The 19,978-nt window shown below is 54.2% G+C and carries 20 protein-coding genes; 12 read left to right on the top strand and 8 right to left on the bottom strand.

Annotated elements, in window-relative coordinates; all coding sequences use genetic code 11:
• The first annotated feature begins 4 nt into the window (after positions 1-4).
• Positions 5-766 carry a DUF2182 domain-containing protein gene (locus tag K7H09_RS17510; protein ID WP_230805374.1) on the top strand — a complete coding sequence of 254 codons (762 nt, stop codon included), beginning with the start codon at positions 5-7 and terminating at the stop codon, positions 764-766.
• A gap of 139 nt (positions 767-905) precedes the next feature.
• Here the strand turns inward: K7H09_RS17510 and K7H09_RS17505 are convergent, their stop codons facing one another.
• The 3 genes from K7H09_RS17505 to K7H09_RS17495 all read right to left on the bottom strand — a co-directional run bounded on the left by K7H09_RS17505 (position 906) and on the right by K7H09_RS17495 (position 3,646).
• The gene (locus tag K7H09_RS17505) at positions 906-2,213 is read right to left on the bottom strand and encodes an ATP-grasp domain-containing protein (protein WP_009287860.1); all 1,308 of its coding nucleotides are present in this window, start codon (positions 2,211-2,213) and stop codon (positions 906-908) included.
• Positions 2,214-2,524: 311 nt separating this feature from the next.
• Positions 2,525-3,361 carry an endonuclease/exonuclease/phosphatase family protein gene (locus K7H09_RS17500; protein ID WP_230805371.1) on the bottom strand — a complete coding sequence of 279 codons (837 nt, stop codon included), beginning with the start codon at positions 3,359-3,361 and terminating at the stop codon, positions 2,525-2,527.
• A complete protein-coding gene (locus K7H09_RS17495; protein WP_230805362.1) occupies positions 3,362-3,646 on the bottom strand; it encodes a hypothetical protein in 285 nt (94 codons plus the stop codon). It lies immediately after the preceding gene.
• A 255-nt stretch (positions 3,647-3,901) separates the two neighbouring features.
• Here K7H09_RS17495 and K7H09_RS17490 point away from each other — a divergent pair, with 255 nt between their 5' ends.
• From K7H09_RS17490 to K7H09_RS17465, 6 genes are all read left to right on the top strand, one after another.
• Positions 3,902-5,659, top strand: coding sequence for a sensor histidine kinase (locus K7H09_RS17490; protein ID WP_230805360.1), 1,758 nt, complete (start codon positions 3,902-3,904; stop codon positions 5,657-5,659).
• A complete protein-coding gene (locus K7H09_RS17485) occupies positions 5,656-7,038 on the top strand; it encodes a sigma-54-dependent transcriptional regulator (protein ID WP_230805358.1) in 1,383 nt (460 codons plus the stop codon). The genes K7H09_RS17490 and K7H09_RS17485 overlap by 4 nt, the downstream gene beginning before the upstream one ends.
• A 227-nt stretch (positions 7,039-7,265) precedes the next feature.
• Positions 7,266-8,309 (top strand): TAXI family TRAP transporter solute-binding subunit, encoded by a 1,044-nt coding sequence (locus tag K7H09_RS17480; RefSeq protein ID WP_230805356.1) that lies wholly within the window; start codon positions 7,266-7,268, stop codon positions 8,307-8,309.
• Positions 8,310-8,390: 81 nt separating this feature from the next.
• Positions 8,391-10,523 (top strand): TRAP transporter permease, encoded by a 2,133-nt coding sequence (locus K7H09_RS17475; protein WP_230805354.1) that lies wholly within the window; start codon positions 8,391-8,393, stop codon positions 10,521-10,523.
• Positions 10,524-10,689: 166 nt separating this feature from the next.
• Positions 10,690-11,631 (top strand): cobyrinic acid a,c-diamide synthase, encoded by a 942-nt coding sequence (locus K7H09_RS17470; protein WP_230805352.1) that lies wholly within the window; start codon positions 10,690-10,692, stop codon positions 11,629-11,631.
• Between the two features lie 97 nt (positions 11,632-11,728).
• Positions 11,729-12,940, top strand: a complete 1,212-nt coding sequence (locus K7H09_RS17465; RefSeq protein WP_230805349.1) for a toxic anion resistance protein — start codon at positions 11,729-11,731, stop codon at positions 12,938-12,940.
• Between the two features lie 55 nt (positions 12,941-12,995).
• On the opposite strand, the gene K7H09_RS17460 is transcribed toward K7H09_RS17465, so the two are convergent.
• Complete coding sequence (locus tag K7H09_RS17460) at positions 12,996-13,283, bottom strand: hypothetical protein (protein WP_022523436.1); 288 nt, start codon at positions 13,281-13,283, stop codon at positions 12,996-12,998.
• A gap of 103 nt (positions 13,284-13,386) precedes the next feature.
• Positions 13,387-14,190 (bottom strand): amidohydrolase family protein, encoded by an 804-nt coding sequence (locus K7H09_RS17455; protein WP_230805347.1) that lies wholly within the window; start codon positions 14,188-14,190, stop codon positions 13,387-13,389.
• A gap of 146 nt (positions 14,191-14,336) precedes the next feature.
• Between K7H09_RS17455 and K7H09_RS17450 the strand changes: the two genes are divergently transcribed.
• Genes K7H09_RS17450 through K7H09_RS17435 form a run of 4 tightly spaced genes read left to right on the top strand, consistent with a single transcriptional unit; the run spans position 14,337 to position 18,095 of the window.
• Positions 14,337-15,095 (top strand): GntR family transcriptional regulator, encoded by a 759-nt coding sequence (locus tag K7H09_RS17450; RefSeq protein ID WP_035579391.1) that lies wholly within the window; start codon positions 14,337-14,339, stop codon positions 15,093-15,095.
• A 55-nt stretch (positions 15,096-15,150) separates the two neighbouring features.
• Positions 15,151-16,113: a Bug family tripartite tricarboxylate transporter substrate binding protein gene (locus K7H09_RS17445; RefSeq protein ID WP_009287855.1), complete on the top strand. Its 963-nt coding sequence runs from the start codon at positions 15,151-15,153 to the stop codon at positions 16,111-16,113.
• A gap of 29 nt (positions 16,114-16,142) precedes the next feature.
• Positions 16,143-16,589 (top strand): tripartite tricarboxylate transporter TctB family protein, encoded by a 447-nt coding sequence (locus tag K7H09_RS17440; RefSeq protein WP_230805430.1) that lies wholly within the window; start codon positions 16,143-16,145, stop codon positions 16,587-16,589.
• Positions 16,590-16,604: 15 nt separating this feature from the next.
• Entirely contained in the window at positions 16,605-18,095 is a 1,491-nt protein-coding gene (locus K7H09_RS17435; protein WP_041159491.1) for a tripartite tricarboxylate transporter permease, read from the top strand.
• 116 nt (positions 18,096-18,211) lie between these two features.
• Here K7H09_RS17435 and K7H09_RS17430 read toward each other — a convergent pair whose 3' ends face one another.
• Positions 18,212-18,526, bottom strand: coding sequence for a terminase small subunit (locus K7H09_RS17430; protein ID WP_230805345.1), 315 nt, complete (start codon positions 18,524-18,526; stop codon positions 18,212-18,214).
• A 302-nt stretch (positions 18,527-18,828) separates the two neighbouring features.
• On the opposite strand from K7H09_RS17430, the gene K7H09_RS17425 reads away from it, so the two are divergent.
• Complete coding sequence (locus tag K7H09_RS17425; protein ID WP_022523430.1) at positions 18,829-19,011, top strand: hypothetical protein; 183 nt, start codon at positions 18,829-18,831, stop codon at positions 19,009-19,011.
• A gap of 149 nt (positions 19,012-19,160) precedes the next feature.
• On the opposite strand, the gene K7H09_RS17420 is transcribed toward K7H09_RS17425, so the two are convergent.
• Both K7H09_RS17420 and K7H09_RS17415 read right to left on the bottom strand, forming a co-directional pair.
• Positions 19,161-19,577 (bottom strand): hypothetical protein, encoded by a 417-nt coding sequence (locus K7H09_RS17420; protein WP_230805343.1) that lies wholly within the window; start codon positions 19,575-19,577, stop codon positions 19,161-19,163.
• A complete protein-coding gene (locus tag K7H09_RS17415; protein WP_230805341.1) occupies positions 19,574-19,927 on the bottom strand; it encodes a phage holin family protein in 354 nt (117 codons plus the stop codon). The genes K7H09_RS17420 and K7H09_RS17415 overlap by 4 nt, the downstream gene beginning before the upstream one ends.
• Positions 19,928-19,978 lie beyond the last annotated feature (51 nt).

The raw sequence follows: 19,978 nt of genomic DNA, 5'->3' as shown, positions 1-19,978 counted from the left end.
GACGATGAGCACTCTCCATGCCCGGGAACGCTTACTGACCTGGTTAGCACTGATAACCGTGGCAATATTGGCGTGGGGTTACCTGATTATGCACGGCATGCACGCGCAAATGCCGATGAATGGGGAGATGGCCAGCACAGGCGACGACGGCATGAGCGTGCTGGTCACGGCCACTGTGATGTGGAGCGTGATGATGGTGGCCATGATGCTACCCAGCGCTAGCCCCATGCTGCTTACTTTCCTGCGCATCCACCAGCAGCGCGAACGCGAGGCAGGTGCCCGCGCAGCCACCTGGGTTTTCATAGCAGGTTACCTTGCCGTGTGGCTGGCGTTTGCGGGGGCAGCCGCCGTCATGCAATGGGCGTTGCAGCAGAGTGCGCTGTTAAGCTCATCCTTGGGCCACGTGACCCCACTGTTAGGAGGCACCCTGCTGGTAACCGCAGGTGCTTTCCAGTTCAGTGATCTTAAACAGGCCTGCCTGAACAAGTGTCGTTCGCCCTTAAGCTTTCTGATGACCGAATGGCGTGAAGGCAACGGCGGAGCGCTGATCATGGGGCTCCGCCATGGCGCCTACTGCACCGGCTGCTGCTGGGCTTTGATGCTGCTGATGTTCGTTGACGGCGTCATGAGCCTAGTTTGGATGGCGGGGCTAGCCCTTTATTTTCTAGCAGAGAAGCTACTCCCCCAAGCAGAACGGATTAGCCAAATCAGTGGGTTCCTACTCGCTGGTGTAGGCGTCATCATTTTGCTGTCTGCTGCCTATTAAATCGAATTACCTTGCCTTTTGGTGGGGCCACTCCCGCAGCGTTGGCAAAATAAAGGGCGCCTATATCAATATCGGGATTATGGAGTACTCCTGACACTGATATACGCGCCCATAGTTCAGCGTCTTGCGCTATCGAACGTTAGACGTAAAAGTCCAGATCCTCTTGGGCTTTTAGCAGATCGCGCATCTTGATGGGATCGTCGCCAAAGAAGAAGATGAGCCCCCAATGAGTCCCGAAAGCAGACCGGTCAGGCACTGTCTCTTCTGCCGGTGCGACCAGTTCGTGTGACTCGAAGTACGGGTGATTAATCGTCTCTTCGGGCATTTCCAGCTTGCTGACAACACGACGGCGTGGGTAGACACCGAAACAACCTGCGTAACCCTTCGCATCGACTACTTCGCGGGGGAAGAACGCCGCTACTTCTTCTTTCGTGCTTTTCGGGTCGAACACCAACATTGACGCTTGATAGGCATTGAAACCGTAGGCTTTTTCGATCAGTTCGAAAGCTTTGAAGCCGGGTGGGCGGTAGGCAACTTCGCCAAAGTACATCTCACCGTCAGCTGTCACGAAGTACTCGGGGTGAATCAAGCCGAACTGGATATCGAAGGTTTTGATCAACAGCTCGATCTGTTTGGTGATCGCATTGCGCCAGCTCTCAAGCTCCTGGGTAGCAGGCACGAACACCGAGTAGCCTAACGTCACGTATTCCGAAATATTCAGGAACTGAATTTTGCCATCGTGTATCCAGGCTTCAACGGCAAACTCCCAGCCGCTCAAGTGACTCTCCATCAGCAGCGGATACTCTTCATCCGGAATGTTATCAATTTCTTCTAACGTTCGGATCATCCGGTGGCCAAGACAACCGGCTTTATCGAATGCTTTGACGTGTATCGGGTCATCCGGATCACCATCAAGCTTGAGCAGCGTTTGATTGACACGCTTCATAAAGCGGACGATGTCTTCTTTTTCGTGCGCCTCTTCAAATATCCCAACGCGGATACCGCCAAGCTGGGCACGGCGCTTCATCAAGGCCTTATCACGGAATAGAATAGACTGACCAAACATGCGTGGGCTGTCGAGAAGCACGGAGTTGATGGCACCTGACCACTCAACGGTTTCTTCAAACAGTGGGATGGCGACGTCTACGCCTTCAGCCTTCAACTTTTCGGCAATCTCCATGGAACGATCATTCAAGCGAATAAAATCCCAGGAAATGAACGGTATATTGTTCGCAGCACAGAAATCCTCAGCCCATTCGGGAGCAACGACGATATAGCGACGGTCAAACTTTTGCGCCGCCTTAATCGCGTTAATACTCCATCCAAGTAAGGCAATGTAACCTTTGTTCGGATCTTTGGGTGTCTCGGTACCTTTCACCGAGTCCATTTCCGGGTCACGCCAGGCCGCTACTGCTTCGGGTAATTGCTTTTCTGATGTTATCGACATTTGATGTCCTCCTTGCTGGTTAACCCAAATTGACTGGGCTGAAACTGGAGCGCACCAAGTGAGCCAAGCCGCAGTCAGTGGTGTTCAGAAACGATTGAGTAAGCCAGCATTAGGGTTTTTTTAGCGCACCCGTCGTAACTAAGCTAGTCGATACGGTTACAAATGGCAATTAAACTGTAGAGCTTCTGTTGAATAACTGTAGAAGTTATCTCACCGATAGATGGGGATAATTTTTAAAACGCAGTTGATCAACAGCAACCCTATGCATTGAAAAAATTCAGAAGGTCGAGCCTTTATTACCGCGTCATCGATTAACCACCATCATGTTCTGCAGCGTCTTCAGCTCCCTCCTCGACCATCTCTTCGGCCTCCTGCTCCTCTTCTGCGGAAGCTTCAGGCCTTCCTTGATCTTTGCGACCAACGGTAAGCGTGGTAGAGAGGCCAAAGTGGTCAGAGCCTTGCACCTTCACTATGTCGATATCAATAAGATGAAAACCGTCAGAAACGAAAAGATGGTCAATTGGGTATCGCCACCATGGGTATTCCGCATGGTAGGTGCTGAGCAATCGCCGGCCACGGCGGGGATCTTTGAGATCACTCAAGTCAGCGAAAAGCTTGGTGGTGTCAGACCACGCAACGTCATTAAAGTCACCGGTGACGATCCAGCGGTTGTCTGGGTCTTTTTCCACATGACGAGCAATAAGCATGAGCTCTGCATCGCGTTCTCGGCTGTCCCGTCGTTCGTCCTCGTTGCTGACGGTTCGTTCCTGCAGACCTGGCGGAACCGGATGGGCGCCAACGAAGCGCACTGGCCCGATGTCTGGCACATCAATCGTTGCGAAAATGGAAGGCCGACGCTCAGAGACCAAATATTCAACCTCCTGCTCCAGCAGCGGAATCCGTGACCATAGCACTATCCCAAGGCCCTCATCGCGCACCTCCCCTACTCTATGGGCGTACTCCTCATTAAGTGGCGCTAGCCCATCAGCCCAAGCGCTATTAACTTCGATTAGCAGTAGTAAATCGGGATCCTCGCGCTGAACCATTGCCACTACCTCAGCGTACTGATCATTTTTGTAGTCAACATTTGCCGTTAGCACTTTTAACGTCGTCTGGTTTTCGCCGGGTTGAGCCTCAGCGGTGGGCACCTAGGTCGACCAAACGGATGTAAATGGCAGGATGTGCGTTAAGTGCCACCCTCCCACTGCAAGGATGACCACTCCCCACACGGCGTGCTCTTTTGTTGGGCGCTTTAGCCAAGCGTGCACGCCTAGCAGCAGTAGTGGTAAGACCAACGCGCCCGTTAGCTGCAGTCGTGGAAAATCCCACAGCCTGATCCACCACTGACCGCTGGATATTAATGGCAGCAAGGCCACCACTACCATTAAGAGCACCAACAACCGGATAACCCAGAGAAGGAGTTTTAACAACATGAAACCTCTCAAACGCGACAACGGTAACCGGGAGAATCCCGGTTATACCGGCCTAGATTGCCGCGGATATTGTGACGATTTAAGCATACCCCTCTCTGGATAGCTGCATGCCCTCTGCAAACCGTATCCCGCCATAGTGGCAAAGCGATCATCACATCGATAGAGCCCGGAAAAACGCATACCGAAAATGGGACTGATCACGCCCAGGTGATAAGCTCACCAGCCTGCATAGATTCGACCTTTGAGGTAAGCATAGTGACGAGGAAAACCTTGCTACGTGCCCTGGTTCTGCCAACGCTGACAGCGCTGGTGTTTTTGGGTCTGTGGTGGTTATGGTATTGGCAATACAGCCAAGTCCAAGCCGATTCACATCGTCACGCTGAAAATCGCTTGGCGCTCTACACGAGCAGCCTGCAAGGGGCGCTAGAGCGTTTTACCTACCTGCCCGGGCTACTCGCCCAACACCCTTTAATTCATGCAGCGCTTCGCGAACCCAATGATATATTTCTGACGCAGGCTAACCAGCATCTGGCCTTGGTGGCCGAACGCTCCGGCGCCGAAACGATCTTTCTCATGAATGACCAAGGGGTCACGCTGGCCAGCAGCAACTACGAACTCGAGCAAAGCTTCATCGGCCACGATTATCACTTCCGACCCTATTTTTTCGATGCTATGGAGGATGGTAGCGGTGAATTTTTTGCGGTTGGCAGCACTACTGGACAGCCAGGTTACTTCAACTCTCACGCCGTCACTTTTTCAGACACTGCCACCGCAGGAGTGCTTGCGGTCAAGGTCTCTCTGGAGGCGCTCCAGGAAGATTGGCGCCGAGCAAATGAAAACGTCATATTGTCAGATGCCAACGGCGTAGTTATCCTTTCCAGCCGCGAGCAGTGGCGTTTTGGGCACATCGATCAACTTTCTGACGCCGCCTTAGAGCAGATTAATGCCCAACGCCAATTTCTTGATGAACCGCTCCCCCTATTGGGACGCCGCCTTCCTGACGACACCCTGGTAATGGAGGCTCAAGGAGAAGACGAGCGTTTTCTGATCACCTCCTCATCGCTTTCCACGCTTGGCTGGTCGATGCATTACCTGAGCCCAGTACAGCCGCTTTATACCAGTGCCCGCAACATGCTTTTGGCCGGTCTGATAACACTTTCCGCTTTACTGTTACTCGGCCTGTGGCTACGAGAACGACAAAAACGCCACCGCATGCGCGATGCTCAGGCGCAGATTATCCAGCAAACCAATATACGCCTGGAAGAGCGCGTCCAGGAGCGTACCCGGGCATTGGAAGATGCCCAGACCGAGCTGGTTCAGGCAGGTAAATTGGCCGCCTTGGGCACCATGGCGGCAGGTATCGCCCATGAGCTGAACCAGCCACTGTCCGGCATACGTACCTATGCTGCCAACGGCGAACGGCTGCTGGCGATGGGTCGTCAGGAAATGGCTAGTGATAACTTTCAACGCATTCAGGTATTGAGCAAGCGCCTGGCTCGGCTGATCGAACAACTCAAACTCTTCGCCCGCAAAGGAGGCAGCCTGGAGAGTGTCGATCTTCAAGCCAGCCTGAACTTCGTGCTTGAGCTACTCGAGGAACGCTTTCAGCAACAAAAAGTACGCCTGGAGCGTAACGGCGCCTGGCAGCAGCCACTGCTGGTACGCGGAGATGAAGTCCGCCTTGAGCAGCTACTTACCAATCTGCTTGGGAATGCTTTAGATGCCTTAAACGAAACGCCTGACGGCGTGATTTACCTTCACGCCGAAATAATCCCGACGCAAGTAATTTTGACCATTCATGATAACGGCCCGGGTTTGCCCCCAGAGGTTATCGAGCACATGTTTGACCCTTTCTTCACCACCAAGCCAGTTGGGGAAGGTTTAGGGCTGGGACTGTTTATCAGCTACGGTATTGTTCAGGATCTTGGCGGCAAGCTTAGCGCTGGCAATCAACCTACTGGAGGGGCTTGGTTTCGATTGGCGTTACCGCATGGAGAGGAGACTCCGTCATGACACAACCATCTTCTAACGCCTTCTCTCGCATACCAGCCGCCACGCTATCGGTTTGGTTGGTGGAAGACGAAGCAGATGTACGCGATTCGCTTAGTCAATGGCTGGAAGTATCAGGACTAGCGGTGCTAGCGTTTTCCCGTGCCCGCGAAGCGCTTAAGGCACTTCAAGATGATCAGCAGTGCGGCGTATTGATCAGTGACATCAAGATGCCGGAGATGGATGGCCTGGCCCTGTTTGCCGCCGTGCAAGAACTCGACACGCCGCCGCCTGTGATTCTGATTACGGGCCACGGTGACGTGCCCATGGCGGTGGCCGCAATTCAGCAGGGGGCTTGGGATTTTGTACAAAAGCCCTTCGATCCTGAGCGCTTGGAAGAGTGCGCGCGTCGAGCGCTGGAGCATCGCGCCCTGGCGCTGGAAAATTTGCAGTTGCAGCAGGCACTGCGGCATAACTATTTGAACACTCGGCTGCTCGGCGACTCTGCGCTGATGCAGGAGCTACGACGCCAAGTGGAAAACCTGGCCGCCAGCCGCGCCAACATAGTTATCAATGGCGAAACTGGTAGCGGCAAAGAGGTCGTGGCCCGAGCTCTCCACGATTTCGGTACCGGCAATCAAGGCGCTTTCGTGGCTTTGAACTGCGGTGCAATGAACAGCGAGTTGATCGAGTCGGAGCTTTTCGGGCATGAGAAAGGCGCCTTTACCGGGGCCGGAGAGCAGCGCATCGGGCGTCTGGAAGCCGCTAGCCACGGCACCCTGTTCCTGGATGAAATTGAGTCACTGCCGCTATCTGCACAGGTCAAGCTGTTGCGTGCGCTACAGGAAGGCGAAATCACTCGTCTGGGTAGCAATCAGGTGATTCACCTGCAGCTTCGCGTCGTGGCGGCAAGTAAAGAAAACTTATTAGAGATGGTCGCTGAGGGCAGTTTTCGAGAGGATCTCTATTATCGCTTGGCGATTGCCGAGCTGGCGATTCCCCCCTTGCGTGAGCGGCGCGAAGATATTCCCTTACTGTTTCGCCACTTCTGTCACCAAGCCGCCGAGGTTCATGAAAGGCCTCTCCTCGAGCCTACAACGGAGCTACTTGCCGCCCTGGGTAATCACCGTTGGCCGGGAAACCTGCGCGAACTGCGCAATATTGCGACACGCTTTATTTTGGGACTGGATCTGCCCTGGCAAACGTCGAGTGTGCCGCTATACCAAGCCAGTGCCCTTTCGGCGCGCATGGAAGCATTCGAAGCCACGGTTCTGAAAGAGTCGCTAAAGCGCCATGCCGGTAATATTCAAGCGGTACTGGAAGAGCTTGACCTGCCCCGCCGCACGCTCAACCAGAAGATGCAGCGCCATCAGTTGCGCCGTGAAGATTTTCTCGTTCCCTAGACATCATTTAGGAGGGCTTTATTCATCGGCCATTTGTTGCCGATGATGGCGAAAACCATCGGCAACAAATGGCCGATAGCCGCGCCGCCAGCTTCGCCTTTCGTCGAATACAAAAACATGCAAACATTTGATTAATATCTGGTTATTTAAAGTTGGCTAGCTTCTCGCTCTATGGGGAAACGGAGTAGCGATTACTCCCATAATTCCAATAAGCCAGGAGCAACTCCATGCTGAAACGTCAATTTCTCAAAACCACACCTATTCTCAAAACCACATTGTGCCTTGCTACCGCCGCAGCAATCGGGGTCAGCACCTCCGCTGCTATCGCTCAGGAGAGTGATCAAGGCGGCCAGTACATCATGGGCACCGCGACCACCGGCGGGACTTTCTACCCGGTAGGCGTAGCGCTCTCCACCCTGGTACGCGTCAAGCTAGAGCCCACCCATGGCATCTCTGTTTCCGCCATCAGCTCGGCTGGTTCGGCCGAAAACCTGCGCCTGATGGACGACAGCCAAGCCCAATTCGGCATTCTACAAGCGCTTTACGGCGCCTGGGCTTGGTCAGGTGAAGGCCCGGTACCTAAGGCCTACGACAACGTACGCTCAATCTCCATGCTATGGCAGAACGTCGAACACTTCGTGATGCGCGACGAGCTTGTCGAAACCGGTACTATTGACGATCTGGCCCAGCTATATGGGCGCGGCTTCTCCATCGGCGCACGCAATTCCGGCACCGAAGGCTCCGGTCGGCAAATTCTTGCCGGTCTGGAAATTGATCCGGAGCAGTTGAATATCGCCTACCTGGGTTACAGCGCCAGCGCTGATTCTATGCAGAACGGCAATATAGACGGCATGAACATACCGGCGGGCGTGCCGGCTTCCGCGGTGACCAGTGCTTACGCCAACATGGGTGGTGACATTACCACGCTGAATGTGACCGCAGAGCAGCTTGAGCGAATCAACGGCCAATATCCGGTGTGGAGCGCTTTCGACATTCCCGCCGACACCTATCCCGGCCAGGAAGCGCCGATCAACACTATTTCTCAGCCCAACATTCTGGTGGTCAACGCCGATGTTCCGGAAGAGCACGTGTATCAGATCACCAAGGCAATGTTTGAGAACCTGCCGTTCCTGAATAACATTCACCCAGCGACGCGCGATATGACACTCGAAAAAGCCCTGGATGGCCTGCCGATGCCCCTGCATCCCGGTGCTGCACGCTATTTCCAGGAGCAGGGCATGGAAATACCCGAGCATCTTCTCGAAGGCTAATGCCTCCCCAGCCTAGTATCCGCCCGGCACAGTTCGGGTGGATGTCCTTTCTATGCCTTACCGTGTTCCATGAGGTACACCATGAGCCATTCGACACCTGATACGGTGCGCGACGAATCCGCAAGCGATGCGGCGGAGCGCCTCGAACACCCTTGGCTTGGCCGGATTCTGAGCCTACTCGCCATCGTCGTTGCCCTGTCGCATATCTATTTCAATACCCTGGGCACAATCTCAGAGGTCTGGGTCAGCGCCCTTCACTTCGGCATGTTCGGTCTGTTGTGCGCCCTTTCCGTGCCTATGTTTAAAGCACGCTCTGCTAACGGCCAACGACTATTACTTGCGGTCGATGTGTGTCTCGGCCTGGCCGCCCTGGGCTGTGCGTTTTATTTGATTGGTTTTGAAGATGCGCTCTACGCCCGCGGGGTGCGCTTTTCCTTGGCTGACTGGATTGTTTCGATCACCGCTTTAGCGCTGGTACTTGAATTTGCCCGCCGTACTACAGGTTGGTTCATCCCGCTGCTCTGTATCATTGCGTTGACCTACGTTGCCTGGTGGGGGCGTTATATAGGTGGGGTATTCAATTTCCCCGGACTGAATTGGGAAACCGTACTCTTTCGCAGCTTTCTCGGCGGCGATGGCATTCTAGGCTCGATAGCCAATATTTCCTGGTCCTATGTCTTCATGTTTATTCTCTTTGGCGCCTTTCTGGTACGTTCCGGTGCTGGAGAGTTCATCATCGAGTTGGCGCGCTGTGCCGCTGGTCGTTTTGTTGGCGGCCCAGGCTTCGTCGCGGTGTTTGCATCCGGGCTGATGGGGTCAGTCTCGGGTTCCAGTGTGGCAAATACGGTCTCTACCGGTGTGATTACCATTCCGCTGATGCGCAAGGCTGGTTTTCCACCACGCTTCGCTGCCGGTGTTGAGGCGGCGGCTTCTACCGGTGGTCAGCTCATGCCTCCAGTGATGGGTGCGGGTGCCTTTATTATGGCCTCCTATACCCAGGTGTCCTATCTCACCATCATCGGCGTCGCCGCCCTTCCCGCGCTGCTGTACTTTCTCTCGGTGGCCATGTTCGTGCGCATCGAAGCCAAACGGAGCGGTACCCAGCAGGTAGAAACCGAACAGGCACCTAAACTAATTGACGTGCTAAAGGGTGGCTGGCACTACCTGCTACCGTTGGTGATTCTGGTCGCGGCGCTTGTTAATGGTTTCACCCCTACTTACGCTGCAGGTATCGCCATCTTATCCGTGGTGGGTGCTTCCTGGCTGTCACGCACCCCCATGAAACTTCAGGCGATAATCGATGCCTTGGTGCTGGGTACCCGGAACATGATTTCCACCGCGATTCTGCTGCTGACGGTCGGATTAATCGTAAACGTGGTCTCCACGACCGGTATCGGTAATATTTTTTCGTTGATGATCGCCGACTGGGCGGGCGGTAGCCTGTTAATCACCATCGTGTTGATTGCATTGGCCTCCCTGGTACTAGGCATGGGTCTGCCAGTGACGGCCGCTTATATCGTATTGGGCACGCTATCAGCACCAGCGCTTTATGGTTTGATGGCGGAAAGCCATCTGCTGGAGCTGATCATGGCCGGTGACCTGCCTGAGCAGGCACGGGCGATCTTTATGCTTGCCGCTCCGGAAGCACTAGAGGCGTTGAACGCACCGATGGATGCCGCCAGTGCCCAGGAACTCTTGGCGGTCGTCCCGGACAACTTCCGTTCGCAGCTTTACGAGCAAGCGCTTTCATCGCATACGTTGTCGATGCTGCTGGTCGCGGCGCATATGGTGATCTTCTGGCTCTCTCAGGACTCTAACGTGACGCCGCCGGTATGCCTTACCGCCTTCGCCGCGGCGGCTATCGCCAAAACCCCGCCTATGCGCACGGGCTTTACCGCCTGGAAAATTGCCAAGGGCCTCTACATTATTCCGCTACTGTTCGTGTGGTCGCCAATGATCACCGGTACACCGATGGAGATGCTGGTGGTGTTCGCCTTCGCGCTGTTCGGTATCTACGCCATTATTGCGGGACTGGAAGGCCACTTAGAAAGCGCGTTGCCCTGGTGGCTTCGTCTCGCTATGTTTCCCATCGGTGCCTTGATGCTATGGCCCCATGGAACCTTGCTGCTGGACTTCCTGGGCTTGGCACTGTTTGTTGCCACGTTGGTGTGGAGCTCTAAACGCGACCGTCAAATGGTTCCTGCTACAACCTAACGCATAGCAGACAATGCAAGAACAGAATGGCCGCCACCTACTCAAAGGGGCGGCGTTTTTTGTACAACTGAACTGAGTCGAGTACATCTTGGTTGGTGCTTAGCGACCTATCTCAGTTATTCTACACGCAGTGTTTGCGTTCCATGACCGAAGGATAGCCGTATCTATGTTGGGATTCCTGCAGGGATTTTCCTATGGCCTGTTTATGACCTGCCTGCCCTGGCTACTGGTCGGCCTGTTCAATCCTGGCCTGGCGGTTCCGCTAGCGACTCCCAGTCGACTCCAGGTGATCGCCCGCTATTGCCTGGTAGTCCCTACTATCAGCATGCTGCTGTGGCTAACCTCCCTGTGGGGTGGTTTCAACCCCAGCCTATTTGGCTGGCTCACGGGCATCGTCGCTATTCCTGTGGCACTGCCCGTCGAGCGAACGCTACGCGGCTGGCTGGCCCGCCGCCGCGTGCGTCGCCATGAGGTTCAACGAGAGGCCGCAGCACAGCAGCGCCGTGCTCAAGAGGAGCGCAACGCCTATGAAACGGGTGTGTCGGTGCTCGACCCCGCAAGGCCACCTGTGGGAGCCGACGATCTAGTCTTGGCCATGTGCCGGGCCAAGCAGAACTTGCTCGATGTGCACCGTCCCGACTTGGCAATCCTGACAGACCGCCTATACAGCCGCTACCGCCATGTGATGGACGTACTAGGCGACCGATTCCATACTGGCGAGCTGGCTTTCGAGCGCTCACAAGGCTTGGTCACTCAGGTCTGTTTCGGCGCAGTGGATACGTTGACGACCATGGCCTCCCAGGCAAGGGGTGTGGTTAGCGTGGACGGTAATTACGTCCGAGGCCGATTGGAGCGGGACGGCAAACGATTAAGCGATGAGGAGCGAGCCGCTCTGGTGCGGCGCCTTGATCTGCTAGTGGAAACCGAACATCGACTGAACAAGCTCTCTGCCCGCATCGAATCCGCCTTGACCGTGCTCGACGATACCGCTGTTTCCATGGCGCGCATCGAGACGGCTCGCCCCCAGGCGTCGGTCACCACCGAAAAAGCGCTGGAAGATCTGCGCCGCTTCGTCGAAGGGGCCGATCGTTATGGCCGCAAGGATTAAGCTGACAGGCAATGCTAATGTGCAATTTTCACTCTGTTGTATTTAAACCGTTTTATTTCATTGCATTTTTAATAGCTTTATAGCCCAGGAGATCTCTATGGCTCAGCAATCCGATGACAAACGACGCCTCTCCCTACCACCGGTGGAAGAGATCGCTGACCAGTTGGGAGCTAGTCGATTGGGTGCAAGTCAGGCTGAATCAGTAACCCCCGATGAGCGTGATATCGACCCTGAGCTTGAGGCGATGGCCGACCGTTTTGTCGAGGATATCCTCGCCGAAGGTGATGAGGAGTCAGTAGTTCGCCAGCGCCGTGCCGTGGATGAGATGGGCCTTGAACTGCAGCAGCAGGCTGCCCATCGCAGCGCCATGCTGCAAACACCGCTGCGTAAGTTGGCCCACCAAGGCGACGAAGGTGGGCCGGTTGCCAAGGCACTGACCGATCTGCGTGGGCGCATGGAAGGACTCGACCCTGCACGCCATCGCCTGGCGCCGACTACATTGGATCGCGTTCTGGCGGTCATTCCCGGCTTGGATAGCCGCTTGCAGCGCTACTTTCGTAAGTTCGAGAATACCCAGCAGGCGCTGGATGCGATCATTGAGGATCTGGAAAGTGGTCGCGACATGCTGCATCGTGACAACCTCACCCTGAACGATGACCAGCAGGCGTTAACTAAAATCCTTGGCGAGCTGAACCGCCAAATTGCGCTGGGCCGGATGATTGACCACCGCCTACAAGATGAAATAGCCGCTCGCGATGGCGATGACCCGCGGCGTCAATTTCTTGAGGAAGAGCTGCTCTTTCCTCTTCGCCAGCGCATTGTCGACCTACAGCAGCAACTGGCGGTAAGTCAGCAAGGTATACTGGCGCTAGAGGTGATCATCCGCAACAACCGGGAATTAATGCGCGGTGTGGACAGGGCCATTAACGTCACCGTCTCGGCGCTCACCGTTGCGGTCACGGTGGCCATGGCAATGGCTAATCAGCGCCTGGTGCTGGATCGCATCGAAGCCCTCAATACGACCACATCGCAGATGATTGGCGGCACTGCCAAGGCTCTGCGACAGCAAGGCGTGGACATCCAGAAGCGTGCCTCCTCCGCAATGCTCGACATGCAAGTGCTTGAGGAGGCTTTCAGCGAGGTGATGGGCGCCATCGACGATCTATCAAGCTATCGGCAAGAAGCCCTACCCCGCCTGGATGAGCAAATCGACCGCCTGGCGACCCTGGCAAAGCAGGGAAATGCGTCCATCGAGCGTCTTCAAGAAGGCAGCGAATCGCAACCACAAGAGGGCCGCGACCCCAGCTAACTGTTCAGGCTTTTTTAAGTGAAACGCATGATTTGAACAAGGTTAGTTGAATAAGCTATTTGAAACGAGAAGAGGCATCCCGGAAGGCTTTACGCATCAACTCCCAAGAGTCTTCCATACCTTGGCGAACAGTCTCCCAGGCCGCTTCGCTGGCATGCTGAAGCTCATCGAGCCTTTGCTGAGTCTCCGCCTGGCGCTTCTTGAGTCGATCGATGTCCTCTTGGTACTTCACCCTCGCCTCGTCGCTCGCCTGGCGAGCCTTGGCAGTCAGCTTATCGATATCAGCATTCCACTCGTCGAGCCTGGCTTTCATTTCTTCAACGAATTCGTCACGCTGTCTCATTGTGATATCTCCCCTTCAGTAACGGGCTCCAGTTCGAAGCGGATATCCCCCTGCTTCTAATCCGAGTCATATGTCAGCCCTCTTAGCAGTTGGTATACCCTCGCTATGAATCACCCAGGCGAAACAGGGCTCTAGGACTCGCATCAAGAATGTACTGACGATCATCAGCATCTCTAACCCAGTCATTGAGCCATCCGTAAGTATCGCGGTAAGTGTGTTTATTCTCATGGCGCGTCCATGGCCAGTCACTGCCCCACACTAACCGATCACGTCCAAGATGATGCAACAATGCCTGGACATGCGGTCTGAGGTCAAACACAGGGGAACGATAGGGGGCTGAGAGCTTCACCCAGGTTCGTTCTGCCTGTCCTGACTCAAGCAGAAGACGACAGCCTGGGTCTTGCATAGGAACGTCGTCGACTGGCAGCCCAATATGATCAATGACTAACTTCACGCCATGCTCATGTAATGCTGGAAAAATTTCAGGTAACCGGTTCCCTTCCAGATGCAGCTCAAGATGCCAGCCCATAGCTTTAAGATTATCTAGAAAGTCTATCCATAGAGGATCCTTGAGGTTTGGCAATGCGCTGCGCCCCTCAATGAGATTCCATCGCACCCCTACAACACCTGCAGCATCAAGGGCGGCTATCTCTTCTAGCGTCGTCTCCTTGGCTAGCTGCACGACCCCTCGATACGCATGATTAAGCCTAGAGAGAATTTCGAGCAGTTGCCGGTTGTCGTTTCCCAGAAAGCTCGGTTGCACCAGTACCCCGCCTCTTAATTTGCAGCTTTCTAAGTTTTCTTGCCAATTCAAAAGAGGTGCAGGACGGGATGGACTGTAGTTAGACCCGTTGGCTTCCTTAACAGCCCCGTAGACATGAGCATGACAATCAAAACCTAATTTCACTTTTGACACCTCATTACGTTCTGACTGGGGATTTCGTATCCCTAAGTTGTTATACATAAGTCTAGTTCTCTAGAGAACTGGTTGACTGGAAGTATACACGGGTCTTCAATGACCTCAAGAAATCAAGATAACCACTGGGTGACCCTATGCAAGCCAAGTTCTCTGCTAATACGGACGGAAGATTACCCCTGTACGCCAAACTCCGTGATCAATTAGGCTCAAGGATCGCCAATGGTGAGTGGAAACCAGGCGACATGATTCCCTCGGAGAACCGTTTAGCCGAAGAGTATGGCGTTGCTTTAGCAACTATGCGGATGGCCCTGAAGCAGCTGGTCGATGAGGGGCTGCTGGATCGGCGGCGAGGTACCGGCACTTTCGTTAAGCAACCCGCCTTCCGAGCCGATCTGTTTCGTTTTTTCCATGTACATGATGTGGAAGATCCCGATGTACCCGTTATTCCGGAAAGTCGAATTCTCAGTCATCAGGAAGTCGCCCTTCCCGCCGACGTAAAGCAGGCCTTCGGCGAAGAATCAGTCAGCCACTGTATAAAGCTGGAACGTGTGCGCCTTTGGTCAGGCGACCCACTGCTGTTTGAAGAAATTTATCTACGCTTACCCGATTTCAACGGGCTGTTGTCGCTAAACCCAAAAGCGATGGGCCCTTTGTTGTATCCCGTATTTCTGGAGGAATTCGGGATTTTGATCTCGTCGGCAACCGACGAGCTGTCGTTCGGCACCGCCACCAAGGCCAGTGCAAAGCATCTAGAACTAGCCACTGGGGCACCGGTCGCCGCCATCCAACGCATTGCCCGCAATCCTGCAGGCAGAGTCATCGAGTTTCGACGAGTACACGGAAGGCCAGAGCGGTTCCGCTACCGTGTCACGCTCGGTGATCAACCTGCTTGAGATCGCATTAAATGCACACCTCATCACCCTGCATTTCAAAGAAAGGTAACTAACAATGAAAACATTACAGCTTACGTCTTTAGTTGCGCTATCAGCGTTTACCGCTATGCCTGTCATGGCTGACGACTATCCGAATCGTCCCATCGAAATAATCGTACCGGCACCAGCCGGCGGCGGCACTGACAACGTTGCGCGCATGCTCAATCAGTACCTGCAGGAAGAACTAGGAGAGTCACTTGCTGTGCTTAATGTCGCTGGTGGAGGTGGTGCTATTGGGGTCAACCAGATTGCCCGTGCCAAGCCCGATGGCTACACGCTGCTTTCTACCTGGAATAGTCCTATCACTACCGTACCGCACATGCAGCGTGTTCAGTACTCTTACGAGACATTGACCCCGATCACCAGCACTTCGCAGAGTGCTTACACTATGTGTGTAGCCCCCGACTTTCCAGCTGAAACAGGTGAGGAATTCCTTGCCGAGCTGCAGAATAACCCCGGTCAGTACACCTACGGCAATGACGGGGTCGGTGGAACCATGCGCTTGGCAGCAGAGCGTATCTTTGAAGCCTATGACATTGAGGCCCGCCCTATTCCTTTTGGCGGCGCTGGTGAGACCCTCCAAAACTTCCTGGGTGGACACGTGGATATCTACGGTGGCTCCATCACACCCGCACTTCCCTATGTAGAGGATGGCAAGGCGAAGTGCCTACTCGTGACCTCAGCCGATGATAACGAAGCACTACCCCAGGCATCAGGCCTAGCAGCACTCGGTCATCCCGAACTGGAAACCGTGCTATGGCGCATGATGCTGGCACCCGAGGGTATGGATGAGCAGCGCGTTAACGTCATCGCCGATGCCGTAGCTAGCGCCGTCGAGCATCCTGAGTTCCAAGCGTTCCTGACATCTCAAGGCGAGACGCTGAATCTCGTACGAGGTGAAGAGCTCCGTGAGCGTCTGCATCAGGAAACTGTAGCGATTGGTGAGACACTCGAAAAGCTTGGGCTTAAGAAAAACTAATTCATGACTGAATGGACGGTAACTTGCTCATGAACTTCAGAGATATTATCTCTGGCATCGCCTTCCTCATCTTTGGCTGCACGGTGGTCTGGGTGGGGAGTGGCTTTGATGCCGGCGCCGCTTACGTGCCCATGGGAGTTGGCATTCTGATGTGTCTTTTCTCACTTCCTCTGATCGTTAAGGGCGTGGTGCAAACGCAGCAAAGTGACGGTTTGAGCAGCGCCGCCGCCTTAATCGATCATCCGGGAAGGTTTATGGCGACAGTTGCCTGTTGCCTGATCTATTACCTAGCCATGCCAACCGTGGGTTTCTACTCCACTAGCACCCTTTTCATCATCCTGCTGGCTCTGGTACTGGGTGAAAGGCGCCCCATCGTGGTTTTAGGTATTACGGTGGGCTTCATCATCCTCTTATACGGGCTTTTTGCGATGGTGCTAAAACGACCCTTGCCCGTCGAATTTTTCCTGGTTTCCTAAATAGGGTTACACGATATGTTTGATTCCCTGTTCAACGCACTACCTGTGGCCTTGCAATTTGGCTCCGTAGTCAGCCTTTTCGTCGGCACCTTGGTGGGTATCTTGATCGGAGCCCTACCTGGGCTCAACCCGGTCATGGCCATCGCTCTCATGCTCCCACTGACGTATGGGTTCGATCCTGTAATTGCTCTAGGGTTGGTAGCAGGTATCTATAATGGCTCAATGTACGGTGGAGCTATTCCCGCCATCTTACTAAAAATCCCAGGAACGCCGGCTGCAATCGCGACAACATTCGACGGTTACCCTATGACACGTAACGGCCAGGGCGGGCTGGCTCTCAAGACTGCGTGCTGGTCGTCCGCCATCGGTGGAATTATTAGCGCCATAGCGTTGATGACGCTAGCCCCCCTTTTGGCACAGGTCACGCTTGCCTTTGGGCCGACTGAGTATTTCTGGGTAGCCGTTTTCGGACTTGTAAGCATCGCCGTATTGGTGGGCAGTGATATCAGCAAAGGCATGCTCAGCGCCCTGTTGGGCGTCATCATCGGCCTTGTAGGCGTTGACACAATCAGTGGAGCGGAACGCTATACGTTCGATTCGCTTTATTTAAGTGGGGGGTTCGACCTGATCATTGTACTCATCGGCCTCTACGCGATACCGCCAGTGCTGGAGATGGCGGAGAAAAGCAACGCGACTTACTATGATGCAGGAAGCTTCAAGGTTGATGCTAGCGGCAACGCACTCGGACTGATACGTCAGCACTGGCGCACTTGGACTCGCTCGTCGCTGATAGGCGTTAGTGTAGGTATCTTGCCAGGTGCCGGTGGCAATTTGGCAGCATTGCTGAGTTATAACGAAGCGAAGCGCAAGTCCACGAACCCCGAATCTTTCGGCACGGGTAATCCTGTGGGGGTTGCAGCAGCTGAATCAGGTAACAGTGCCGACAATGCTTCTGCAATGATTCCATCCCTAACGTTAGGGATTCCTGGCAATTTGGTTGCTGCCTTAGTGCTCGGCGCGCTTATGATTCATGGACTTCAGCCCGGCCCACAACTGTTTACGAAGTCGCCTGATGTGGTCTTCGGTTTCATGTGGCAAATGCTGTTTACTGCGATGCTACTTCTGTTACTAGGAGGCATGGTGGCCACCCGCCTATTCGCTCAGGTCTTGCGCATGCCCACCGCACTCCTGGTACCAACGACGTTGGTACTCATGGCCGTGGGTGTTTATACCGTCAAAGGGAACATGACAGACCTCTATGTAATGCTAGCCTTTGGGTTGCTCGGTTATTTACTCCACCGACTAGCCTTCCCGCTTGCACCTGTAGTGCTGGGAGTACTGTTAGGGCCAATGGCGGAACAAAACTTACGTTTAGCTATGCTGATTTCTCAGGATAACTGGGGATCCCTATTTACTCGCCCTATTTCGCAGGGAATCATCGCACTACTGTTGATGGTGTTATTCACCCAGGCCTGGAAAATACTAAAAAAAGGGCGTCAGAATTAACAACGCTATGAAAGTAATCCCACAGATTTATTGACGAAGGTTGTGCATGGGAGTCAGGCAGCGGCGCTGGCCGAAACAGCGTCAACAAACCTTGATGGACAGAGCGCCGCCACTCCCTAAGCTGCTGAATCGATACTGTCGAAGTAGTCATCCAGCAGCTCCGGCAAAAGACTATCGAGCCCACTGGCTTGATTACGGGCGCGCGCTAGCTCCCGCATCAGAGTATCTAGGTGACGCGTATCTAAATCAGGGTGCTTACGCTTCATCGTTAGCGGCAGCGTGTCGAGAATGGCGGCGATCTCTACCGCGATTTTGAATAAGGTGAAGATGGCAAACTCGCTGGGCACCACCTTACGAGCGGCCAGTTCGTTCTTCTGCTGCAGGCCAATACGGCTCTGGTGATTTCTGTCTATAGCTCGACGTCTAAACAACAACCTCGCCTTAGAAAATTCTCATAAATAGCGCGAAACGAGGCTCTGCGTTCCCATACAGTAGAGGCACCCGCTCAGGAGGAACCAGTGGTTTTTCAATGAGAAGTGGTGAACTGTGGGTAATCCGTTTTATCGGACCGGGCAATCACACGGATTCAAGTCCAGCGGTGATGTCGACCATGAATTTGCGGTCGAACTTTAGAAGAATTCATGGACTGCCCCGGGGGCTCAGAATTCTTCCGATAAAAAAGCGCCGTTTCTGATACGGTTGATCACCTAATACAATGCAAAGGTATTAAAATATGGCTCTCATCTATCACGTCACGAAATCTGTAATAATTACCGAGCCTGCTGGGACTCCCCCAGAATGGTGGGTTGTAGATCTACGTAATGATGAAGACCGCGATGGAAAGATTGTGCAAGGGCGTTTCAAATCAGAAGCAGAGGCTATTGCAGAAGCCGATAGACTTAACGGCTTAAATTAATTTTTGGAGCTTATTCGTCAGCTCCGCTATCCAAAATCGCCACCACCGCCGCTCGGTCAGCATTGAACCGGCGGCGTAGCCCCTCATATTCAGCGAGCAATAAAAGTAGCCCTTTATTGCTCTGCAGGAGTCGAGTAGGCGCTGGCAGCTCATTCGTTAGATACTCCGGCACCTCTAGGCTGCTGCACTGCATTGGCAGCGCCTGATCGCTGAAGCTCGCGCACCCAGTCAACAACCCCATCAGGCAGATCGCTATCAAGCCAGTCACCTGCTTTCGCATCTTGTTCTCCCAATGGTTCGAGGGCCCCGGTGCTGGCGCCTATATCGTCATCAATGGTTTCTAACGTACGCTCACGCGCAGCCAGTGCGTTGCTCAGTGTCTCGATGCGCTGGCGCTGAAACTGCTGGTGCTCGATCAATATCTCGGCACGTTCACGCTGGTGCTCAGCCTCTGCCTGGTATGCATCACGCTCGCCGGTGACGTGCTGCCAATAGAAATACACAGCAGCAATGCTTAGCGCGCCTATACCCACTCCGATCAGGTTGCGCTTGAGTTGGCCGATCACTTGCGCCACCGCCCAATGAAAACCTCATAGAGGTCATCTGCTTTGCTGCGAATCCAATCGGTACCCAGGAACGCCAGAAACACACACGGCGGGAAGGCGATGATAGTTGGCCAGCCTTGAGACTCAGCTATCCATAGAAAGACGGGGAACAGCGGCGTTGCCAAAAGCGTGCACATCACCGCGCCAAGTAGTGACTTCTTTAGGCTGCCGCCCTCGTGAACACCACGAATAAATCCCATCGTGAATGTCAGAATGGCCACCAAAGTGATAGGCAAAAAATCAAGCAGCCCTTGCCAGAAGTTGGGATCTCTGCCGTTCATAGGGCGTTTCTCTTTTCGTCTTAGATTCATGGCGCACCTCTCGGGCGGGCCTCGTCAGTTAGTCGATGGAAATTCCGCCAA

The sequence above is a fragment of the Halomonas sp. IOP_14 genome (assembly GCF_021021315.1).
Lineage (GTDB): Bacteria > Pseudomonadota > Gammaproteobacteria > Pseudomonadales > Halomonadaceae > Vreelandella > Vreelandella titanicae.
Note: the sequence above shows the minus strand (reverse complement) of the source record. Positions and strands in the feature narration are given on the sequence as shown.